Source organism: Mycobacterium sp. NAZ190054, assembly GCF_001545925.1.
Taxonomy (GTDB): Bacteria; Actinomycetota; Actinomycetes; order Mycobacteriales; family Mycobacteriaceae; genus Mycobacterium.
Genome location: NZ_LMVQ01000540.1, coordinates 1 through 518 on the forward strand (window position 1 = coordinate 1; position 518 = coordinate 518).

Here is a 518-nt window from a genome sequence, read left to right on the forward strand (position 1 = left end):
GTGTTGTTTTTGAACAAGGAGAGGTCATACTAGTGGTCAGAGTCGAGTGAGTTAAGTACTGGTGGCGTCCGAGAGAAAAAGCGGGAGTCCGCGCGATAGTGGATCCCCAGAGTAGCTTGTGGTGTGCGAGTGAGGGTGTATGGAAGAAAAGGGAAAGAGAGGTAAGGAAATTGTCGATGCCGTGGGAGGCGAGGAAAGCGAAAGAGAGGGAAGAGGGGAGGGGGGAAAGAGAAGGGGGGGGGAAGGAAGGGAAAGGGAAAAGAGGAAGGAGAAGAAAGAGAGGAAAAGGAAAAGAGAGGGAAGGAAGAGAGAAAGAAAGGGGAGAGCCCCGCGCCGATCCGAGAGTCGCCCCCGTGAAGAGGGGTGAGGAGGGAAACGTGACGGGGAAAACCTTGCGGCCACACAGGGGAAAAAGTTCTAATTCTCGGCATGAGGTATGGGGTGGGGCGGTTCAGCGAGGACCGCGCGATCTATCCGGCGGAGGGAGAAAAAAGGGAAGAAGAGAAGGGTTTCGAGAC

Annotated in this window: 1 protein-coding gene; it reads left to right on the forward strand. The window is 55.0% G+C overall.

Annotation, left to right across the window (positions count from 1 at the left end):
* Positions 1–139: 139 nt before the first annotated feature.
* Positions 140–367 carry a hypothetical protein gene (locus ASJ79_RS32825; RefSeq protein ID WP_156448652.1) on the forward strand — a complete coding sequence of 76 codons (228 nt, stop codon included), beginning with the start codon at positions 140–142 and terminating at the stop codon, positions 365–367.
* Positions 368–518: the final 151 nt, after the last annotated feature.